Annotated in this window: 10 protein-coding genes and 1 pseudogene; 10 read left to right on the forward strand and 1 reads right to left on the reverse strand. The window is 70.2% G+C overall.

All coding sequences use genetic code 11. The annotated features are described in order from the left end of the window. Positions 1-287, reverse strand: a pseudogene (locus tag VOI19_RS09210) (hypothetical protein); the annotation flags it as partial. 310 nt (positions 288-597) lie between these two features. On the opposite strand from VOI19_RS09210, the gene VOI19_RS09215 reads away from it, so the two are divergent. From VOI19_RS09215 to fliF, 10 genes are all read left to right on the forward strand, one after another. Further along, positions 598-1,479, forward strand: a complete 882-nt coding sequence (locus tag VOI19_RS09215; RefSeq protein ID WP_323792669.1) for a sigma-70 family RNA polymerase sigma factor — start codon at positions 598-600, stop codon at positions 1,477-1,479. Between the two features lie 208 nt (positions 1,480-1,687). Beyond that, a complete protein-coding gene (locus VOI19_RS09220; RefSeq protein ID WP_323792670.1) occupies positions 1,688-2,815 on the forward strand; it encodes a flagellin in 1,128 nt (375 codons plus the stop codon). A 117-nt stretch (positions 2,816-2,932) separates the two neighbouring features. Then, positions 2,933-4,264 carry a flagellar filament capping protein FliD gene (gene fliD, locus VOI19_RS09225; protein ID WP_323792671.1) on the forward strand — a complete coding sequence of 444 codons (1,332 nt, stop codon included), beginning with the start codon at positions 2,933-2,935 and terminating at the stop codon, positions 4,262-4,264. Between the two features lie 57 nt (positions 4,265-4,321). Next, the gene (fliS, locus tag VOI19_RS09230; protein WP_323792672.1) at positions 4,322-4,705 is read left to right on the forward strand and encodes a flagellar export chaperone FliS; all 384 of its coding nucleotides are present in this window, start codon (positions 4,322-4,324) and stop codon (positions 4,703-4,705) included. Next, the gene (locus VOI19_RS09235; protein WP_323792673.1) at positions 4,702-5,067 is read left to right on the forward strand and encodes a hypothetical protein; all 366 of its coding nucleotides are present in this window, start codon (positions 4,702-4,704) and stop codon (positions 5,065-5,067) included. The genes fliS and VOI19_RS09235 overlap by 4 nt, the downstream gene beginning before the upstream one ends. 141 nt (positions 5,068-5,208) lie before the next feature. Further along, positions 5,209-5,700 (forward strand): hypothetical protein, encoded by a 492-nt coding sequence (locus VOI19_RS09240; protein WP_323792674.1) that lies wholly within the window; start codon positions 5,209-5,211, stop codon positions 5,698-5,700. Between the two features lie 174 nt (positions 5,701-5,874). Further along, positions 5,875-6,252 carry a flagellar basal body rod protein FlgB gene (gene flgB / locus VOI19_RS09245; RefSeq protein ID WP_323792675.1) on the forward strand — a complete coding sequence of 126 codons (378 nt, stop codon included), beginning with the start codon at positions 5,875-5,877 and terminating at the stop codon, positions 6,250-6,252. Further along, positions 6,252-6,641, forward strand: coding sequence for a flagellar basal body rod protein FlgC (locus VOI19_RS09250; protein WP_323792676.1), 390 nt, complete (start codon positions 6,252-6,254; stop codon positions 6,639-6,641). The genes flgB and VOI19_RS09250 overlap by 1 nt, the downstream gene beginning before the upstream one ends. After that, positions 6,641-6,988 carry a flagellar hook-basal body complex protein FliE gene (gene fliE, locus VOI19_RS09255; protein WP_323792677.1) on the forward strand — a complete coding sequence of 116 codons (348 nt, stop codon included), beginning with the start codon at positions 6,641-6,643 and terminating at the stop codon, positions 6,986-6,988. The genes VOI19_RS09250 and fliE overlap by 1 nt, the downstream gene beginning before the upstream one ends. A 6-nt stretch (positions 6,989-6,994) precedes the next feature. After that, positions 6,995-8,155 (forward strand): flagellar basal-body MS-ring/collar protein FliF (fliF, locus tag VOI19_RS09260; RefSeq protein WP_323792678.1); only part of this gene is annotated, 1,161 nt, incomplete at its 3' end.

Here is an 8,155-nt window from a genome sequence, read left to right on the forward strand (position 1 = left end):
GGTCCGAGCCCGACGGTGCCGGCAGCCTCGTCGGCGGCGACCGCGCGCAGCACCTCGGTGCAGCGCAGGTCCTCGAGGGTCGACTCCACGTCGCGCGCGGCCCGCGCCAGGTTGTGCGTGCGGCCGCCGGCGAGCACCAGCTGCTCGACCTCGAGGCGGTAGAGCAACGTGTCGAGAAGCTCGCGCTCGCGCCACAGGATCAAGGAGAGCTTCTCCACGACGGTCTCCCGGAGGTCGGACGTCGCCCGCGGCACGGGCGACGAGTAGGTGAGGACTGCTTGTGTCACCACTCATCGGATCGACCTGGGGCGACCTGAGAAGACCTGGGGAGAAAATGACCTCCGGGTCGCGAGTAGTCACCTGACCCCCGGTGACATGGTCCTTTCGGGCCAGACGCGGCCATCCCTTCGAGCCGTTCTGAATACCTTTACCCGCATTTACCCGGATTCCCTTCCGCTCGGACGGCAACTTCCGACAGGATCAGGTCTTCGGCGGTCGGGAGGGCAGCCGATGTGTGACAGGGAGGGCTCACGCCATGCAGGAGACACACGTTCGACGAGTACCCGAGGACAACCCTCGGCGAGCGGGTCAACCACGATGAACGAGACCGTCGACTCCCCCCGAAGTGGCTCCGACGGCCTCATCATCGCCAACATGAGCTTGGTGGCGTACATCGTCCGGGAGACCATGAGCCGGGTCCCTGCCCACGTCAGCCGCGACGACCTCTGCTCCGCAGGCCTCGTCGCCCTCGTCAAGGCCTCGCACTCCTTCGAGCCCGAGCGTGGCGTCCCCTTCGCCCGCTACGCCGCCACCCGGATCCGCGGCGCCATCCTCGACGAGCTGCGCGGCATCGACTGGGCCTCGCGCTCGGTGCGTCGCCGCGGTCGCAACCTCGACGAGACCCGCTCGCGACTCGCGTCCATCCTCGGACGCAACCCCGAGAACGCCGAGGTCGCCAACGCCCTCGGCATCACCGAGGCCGAGGTCGCCAACAACGACGGCGACGTGGCCCGCGCCAACGTGCTGTCCCTCCACGCCGGCACCGACGCGTCGTACGAGGAGCTGCTCGTCAGCCCGGCGCCGGGTCCTGAGGCCGAGGCCGAGCACCGCGAACGTCTCCAGTACCTCACCGCCGCGATCGAGGAGCTGCCCGACCGCATGCGTGTCGTGGTGCAGGAGTACTTCCTCGCCGAGCGGCCCATGGCCGAGATCGCCGACTCCCTCGGCGTCTCGGAGTCCCGGATCTCGCAGATCCGGGCCGAGGCCCTGGTGCTGCTGCGCGACGCGATGAACAGCGCCCTGGACCCCGACCTGCTCGCACCGCACGCCCGCCCCGACGGCTCTGCGGCGAAGCGTCGCGTGGCCTACTTCGAGGCCGTGGCCGCCCGTCACTCCAGCCAGCGCGCCAGTCAGCGCACCGGTCAGCACGCCGGTTCGAACGCCGGTTCGAACGTGGTCGCCCTGCACGAGATCGCCTGACACCACCCTCATCACCGAACCCGCGGAGGCCGCTGCCTCCGCGGGTTCCGTGCTGTCAGGGGGGGGCACCCGTCGAGCGCCGAGGGAGCGACGAAAGATCGCCCGAGAAATTCTTCTCGAAATCCCTCAGCCCGACTCCGGGGCCGCCGATCTGTTGGGGGCGAGCCCAAGGACGGACTCGCTGGACTCACACCAGGAGGGAACCATCATGGGTCTTCGTATCAACACCAACACCGACGCCTTCAACTCGTACCGAAACCTTTCGGTCACGCAGGGACAGATGTCGAAGTCGCTCGAGAAGCTGTCGAGCGGCTTCCGGATCAACCGGGCCGCCGACGACGCCGCCGGCCTCGCGATCTCCGAGGGACTGCGCTCCCAGACCGGTGGCCTCAAGGTCGCCGTGCGCAACGCCCAGGACGGCATCTCCGTCGTCCAGACCGCTGAAGGCGCGCTGACCGAGGTCCACTCGATCCTCCAGCGCATGCGTGACCTGGCCGTCCAGGCCGGTAACGACACCAACAGCACTGACGCCCGCAACGCCATCGGCGCCGAGGCCACGCAGCTCAGCTCGGAGCTCTCCCGCATCGCCGGCTCGACGAACTTCAACGGCACCAAGCTGCTCGACGGCTCGGCCAACACCCTGGAGTTCCAGGTCGGTGCCGGCTCGAACGTCGGGGACAACGTCATCGGGTTCAACTTCGACACCGCCGACGTCTCTGCAGTCGCTACCGCCCTGACCAGCGGCGGCGGCACGTCCTTCGCGGTGGCCACACCGACCGCGGTCACCGGCGCCATGACGTTCACCGCCGCCGGCGGCGGCTCGGCCACCGTGACGCTCGGCGCGGCCGGCAGCTACAACACCGTGCAGGACGTCGCCGACGCCCTCAACGGCAGTACCGGCTTCTCCAGCGGGTTCAAGGCGTCCGTCAACGACAGCAACGCCCTGGTCGTCACGGCCAACGACAACTCCGCCGTGGCCACCACCGCACCGGGTGGCACCGGAATCGCTGCGGGCGCAGCGGTCACCGGCGGGATCTCGTTCGCCTCGGCGGCCTCGTCGCGCGACGCCATCGACGCGATCGACACGCAGATCAAGAACATCTCGACGGCCCGCGCGAACCTCGGTGCTGTGCAGAACCGGTTCGAGCACACCATCAACAACCTCAACGTGGCCGTCGAGAACCTCTCGGCCTCCGAGAGCCGGATCCGCGACACCGACATGGCGTCGGAGATGATGAACTTCACGCGCTCTCAGATCCTGTCGCAGGCCGGCACGGCGATGCTCGCCCAGGCGAACTCGGCCCCGCAGAGCGTGCTCTCGCTCCTGCGCGGCTGATCCGCCCCCTGGCGCCGCCGACACGGCGCTGACCGCCGGGGCGGGGATCGCACACGGTCCCCGTCCCGGCCTCCACCAGCACCCACCAGCACCCACCGGCACCCACCAGGAGGACAGATGGCCAGCATCAGCGGTCTGTCCAGCGGCCTGGACACTGCCACGATCATCAACCAGCTCATGCAGCTGGAGGCCGCGCCGCAGACCCGGCTCAAGACCCGGGTCACGTCCGAGCAGTCGACCATCTCGACTCTTCGGACCCTCAACACCAAGGCCGCGCTCCTCGCGAGCAAGGCCGACGCCCTGGCCGCTCCTGCTGCCTGGGACGTGGTCCGGACGAGCTCGTCCAACAGCGCCGTCTCGGTCAGCGCCACGGCCGCCGCCGGCAAGATCAACCTCACCGCCACCGTCACCGGGGTCGCGGTCGCGCACCAGCTCGGCTTCGCCCAGGTCGCCGCACTCACCGACCAGGTGACCGGGGCCGGCACGATGGTCAGGATCGACCGCTTCGACGGCTCTCCGGTCGAGATCGACAGCGGCGACGGCACGTTGGCAGGCCTCGTGGCGGCCATCAACGACACCGCCGCGGAGACCGGCCTGCGCGCCAGCACCGTCAAGGTGAGCGAGGGCAGCTATCGGTTGATCGTGGAGTCGGCCACCACCGGGGCCGAGTCGGACTTCGACCTGACGGCCCAGGACGGCAGCCCACTGCTGGGCGGCACCACCGTTCGAGCCGGCACCGATGCCTCGATCGACTTCGGGGTGGGCGTCACCGCCACCTCGGCGAGCAACACTTTCACCGACGTCCTCCCCGGCGTCACCATCACCCTCGGTGCGGCCGCCACGGTGGGCTCGGTCTCGACGCTCACGGTCGAGCGTGACACCGCCTCGATCAGCGCCTCCATCAAGGGCCTCGTCGACTCGGTCAACGCACTGCTCACCGACATCGACAGCCAGTCGACGTACAGCAGCAGCACCAACACGGCCGGAGCCCTGACCGGGAACTCCACCGTGCGCAGCCTCCGCAACGCGCTGCTCGAGGCGGTCTACCCCGCCGACGGCAGCTCGATGGCCGGCCTCGGGATCCAGGTCACCCGCGCCGGCAAGCTCGAGTTCGACCCGACCGCGTTCGCCCAGGCCTACGCCGCCGACCCGGTCGGCGTGGCCGAGCAGTTCACCACCACCGGCGCCGGCTTCGCAGCTCGGGTCCAGACGGTCGCCGGCGGTGCCAGCGACTCCGTCGACGGCACGTTGAGCACCGCGATCTCCGGACGAGAGAACGGGGTCAAACGGATGGAGACGTCGATCGAGGAGTGGGACCGACGACTCGAGCTGCGCCGCATCACGCTGGAACGCACCTTCACCTCGCTCGAGACCGCGCTCAACCAGATGACCAGCCAGTCGAGCTGGCTCAGCGGTCAGCTCTCCTCGCTGTCGGGCACCACCGCCTGACCGCGAGTCGCACCACCACCCACCGGGAAGAACCAGGGAAGCTAAGGAAGGCACCCCATGACACCCAACGCCCGCGCCGCATACATGGATGCATCGGTCGCGACCGCAAGCCCCGCTCGTCTGCTCGTGATGCTCTACGAGCGGCTCGTCCTCGACATCACCCGTGCACGCGACTTCCAGCGCAACGGTGCCCCCCAGGATGCTCACCAGCAGCTGATGCACGCCCAGGACATCGTCCTGGAGCTCCACGCCAGCCTGCGGGTCGACGCGGAGTGGGAGGGCGGCGCCGGTCTGGCCTCGCTCTACGACTACCTCCACCGTCAGCTCGTGCGGGCCAACGTCACCAAGGACCTGGCGCTGACCGAGTCCTGCCTGGCTCTCGCCACCGACCTGTGCGCCACCTGGCGCGAGGCTGCGATGCAGTCGGCGGGCGCGGCATGAGCCGCCCGACCCTCGCCCACACGCACACGCGCCCCACCACCGACGCCTTCGTCACCAGCCCGATGGGCACGTGGCAGGTCGCCCTCGACCGGCTCGAGCTCGACGTCGTCCGGCTCGAGCACCACCTCGACCACGGCCGCGAGCTGCGCAACGACATCTGGGACGCGCCGGAGCACGCCGGCCCGCTGCCGGACGCGCTGCGCGAACGCGCCGAGGAGCTGCACGCCCGTCAGCTGCAGTGCCTGGAGCGTCTCGCGACCTCGATCGGCACCACGGTGCGTCAGCACGAGCTGGCCGAGGCCGTCACCCGGGTCTCCCCCGGCGCGCACGGCTTGCCGCTGTACGTCGACATCGCCGTCTGACCTCACGACACCGCGAGCACACCTGCGGGTTCCCAAGCCCCCCCCATGGCCCCCATCTCACTCCCCGAGGTGGGGGTCGTGCTCGTGCGCGGGGCGACCTCTTTGGCTCAACCACGCGCTGGACCCGCCGATAGGACCGACATGATCGCCAGCCCGCTCCAACTGCCGGCTCCCAAGGAGCTGCGCGACCTGTTCCACGACGTCCTGGCCAAGGACGTGGCGCTGCGCCCGGGTCCGCCGTTCGCCGTGAGCGACTTCTATCCCGCCAGCATCGCGAGCTACGTCGACGACACCCTGACGGTGCGTGCCGTCGTGGCCCTCGACCTCCCGCTGTCAGCCTTCGCCGGCGCTGCGGTGGCACTGCTGCCCGGGGCGTCGGCGACCTCGGCGATCCAGCTGGGCGCCGTCTCGGGAGCCCTGGCGGAGGGTGTGAACGAGATCTGCTCGGCGATGACCTCTCTCTTCAGCTCGGCGACCTCACGACCGCTGCGCCTGTATGCCGCGCACGTGGCCGGCTCCCCGCTCCCCGCGGACGCCCGGATGCGCACCCAGGTGCTCGGGCGCCGGCAGGACGTCTTCGTCGACGTGGCGGGCTACGGCACCGGTCGGCTGGCCGTCGTGCTCGTGCCCTGACCGCTGCCTCCGGCCTGTCCGGGCTCGTCTGAGCCCGTCTCGAAACTTCTCAGAACTTCTGAGGGCTTTTCCCTCACCTCCGGTCGCGAGCGACCGAATGCATCACCTGAGCACGGACTGCTCACCCCCCGCCGAAGGATCGGCACGAACTCCGCTTCTGCGGGAGGTCTCTTCGTGTCCGTCTCCGCCTACGCCGGCTCTGGCTCGGTGTCGTCCGTCCTCGGCTTCGCGCTGGACTCTCTCGCCCTGCGTCAACGCACGATCGCCGACAACATCGCCAACCTCGAGACCCCGGGGTTCCGTGCCTCGGCCGTCGACTTCGAGAGCACGCTGCGCGCGGCCGTGGCAGCGGAAGGATCGACCGTCGACGTCCTCGCCGGGCAGTCGCCCGGCCTGGTGGCCTCGCAGGCCCCGGTGGGCGCCAACGGCAACAACGTCGACCTCGGTGCCGAGACCCTCGCCGCGGTCCAGTCGCAGTTCCAGTACCAGCTGCTCTCGCGCGCGGTGACCGACCGCTTCGAGCTCATCCGCACTGCGGCCGGAGCCTACTGATGGGCGCCTTCGACGCGCTCGGCATCGCCGGTTCCGGGCTGCGCACGCACCAGACCTGGCTCGACGCCCTGGGCAGCAACATCGCCAACAGCAACACCATGCGCGCCACCACCGACAACGCCTTCCAGGCCGAGATGGTCATGGTGTCGGCCCGCGCCGCCGGCGGCGTCGAGATCACCGGGTCGGCACTGAGTGACGCCGAGGGCCTCCTCGTGCACGACCCGTCCCACCCGCTGGCGGACGCCGACGGCTACGTGCGCGCCCCGGCCCTCGACATGGCCTCCCAGATGAGCCAGCTGATCATGGCCCAGCGCGGCTTCCAGGCCTCGTCGCAGGTCGTGTCGTTCGCCCAGGACACCTACACCACCGCGATCGGGATCGGACGCTGATGAGCATCAACGGGATCGAGTCCCTCGGGTCGTTCGGCGCCGCCGGAGCGACGGGCTTCACGCCGCTCGCGCCGCCGCAGGCCTCGCCGGCGTCCGGCCGGACCGCCGGTGCCGGCGCTGCGAGCGGCAGCTTCGGCGACCTGGTGCTCGACGGCCTCGACCGGCTGGACGGCGTGCAGCAGTCGGCCGACAAGCTGGCGGTGCAGGCGGCCACCGGCGAGCTGCAGAACATCCACGACTACACGATCGCCGCGACCCAGGCGCAGGTCTCGACCCAGGTCACCGTCGCACTGCGCAACAAGGCCGTGGAGGCCTTCAGCGAGATCATGCGCATGCAGGTCGGGTAACGGACGATGAAGGAAACCCTCACCCGCACGCTGGGCCGGTACCAGCGCACCTTCGCCGACTTCACCGTCGGGCAGAAGGTCGTCTCCCTCGTGGGCACCGGCGCGCTCGTGCTCGCTGCCTTCATGGTCTTCAGCTGGGCGTCGGCGCCGAGCTACACCCCGCTCTACTCCGACCTCTCCTCCAGCGACGCCTCCGCCATCGTCGAGCAGCTCGACGCGTCTGGGACGCCGTACGAGCTCACCGACGGTGGATCGACGGTCATGGTGCCGCGCGACGCGGTCTACAAGCTGCGCCTCGACATGTCGGCCGAGGGGCTGCCCGGCAGCGCGAGTGGCGGCTACTCGATCCTCGACGACCAGGGGTTGTCGACGTCGCAGTTCCAGGAGCAGACCGGCTTCAAGCGGGCCATGGAGGGTGAGCTGTCGGCCACCGTCGAGGGCCTGGACGACGTCAACACCGCCGTGGTCCACCTCGCCCTTCCCGAGCGGCAGGTGTTTGCCGACGAGCAGGCCCCGCCCACGGCCTCGGTGCTCGTGAGCACCCGCACCGGCGGCTCGCTGGAGCCGCAGCAGGTGCAGGCCATCGTCCACCTCGTGGCCTCGAGCGTCGACGGGATGGACCCGGCCGACGTGACCGTCGCCGACTCCACCGGCCGCGTGCTGTCGTCGCCCGACGGGGTCGGCGGCATCGACGGCAGCGCTCGCGACCAGCAGGTCGCCGCCGTCCAGGACCAGCTGCACACCCGCCTGCAGGGCATGCTCGACCGCGTCGTGGGTCCGGGCAACTCGACGGTGCAGGTCACCGCGTCGCTCGACTTCGACACCTCGATCACCGAGAGCACCGACTACCGCGCCGACCCCGACGCGCTTCCGCTGTCGTCCAGCTCGAGCACCGAGGTCTACCAGGGACCTGCCGGCGGGTCCGGCGCCGGCGGCGTCGTGGGCCCCGACGGGGAGTTCGGTGCGACTGGCGCCGATGCCGCGGGCGAGAGCTCCTACACCAACGAGCAGCAGACGCAGGACAACGCCATCGACACCGTCGTGGAGCGACGGGAGACCGCCCCGGGCGCGATCGAGACGCTGCACGTCGGCGTCGCCCTCGACGCCGCCACGACGCAGGCCTACTCGGCCAAGGAGATCCGAGGGCTGGTCGCCGACACCGTCGGC

Origin of the sequence: Nocardioides sp. (assembly GCF_034670285.1) — a bacterium.
In the GTDB taxonomy this organism is placed as follows: Bacteria; Actinomycetota; Actinomycetes; order Propionibacteriales; family Nocardioidaceae; genus Nocardioides.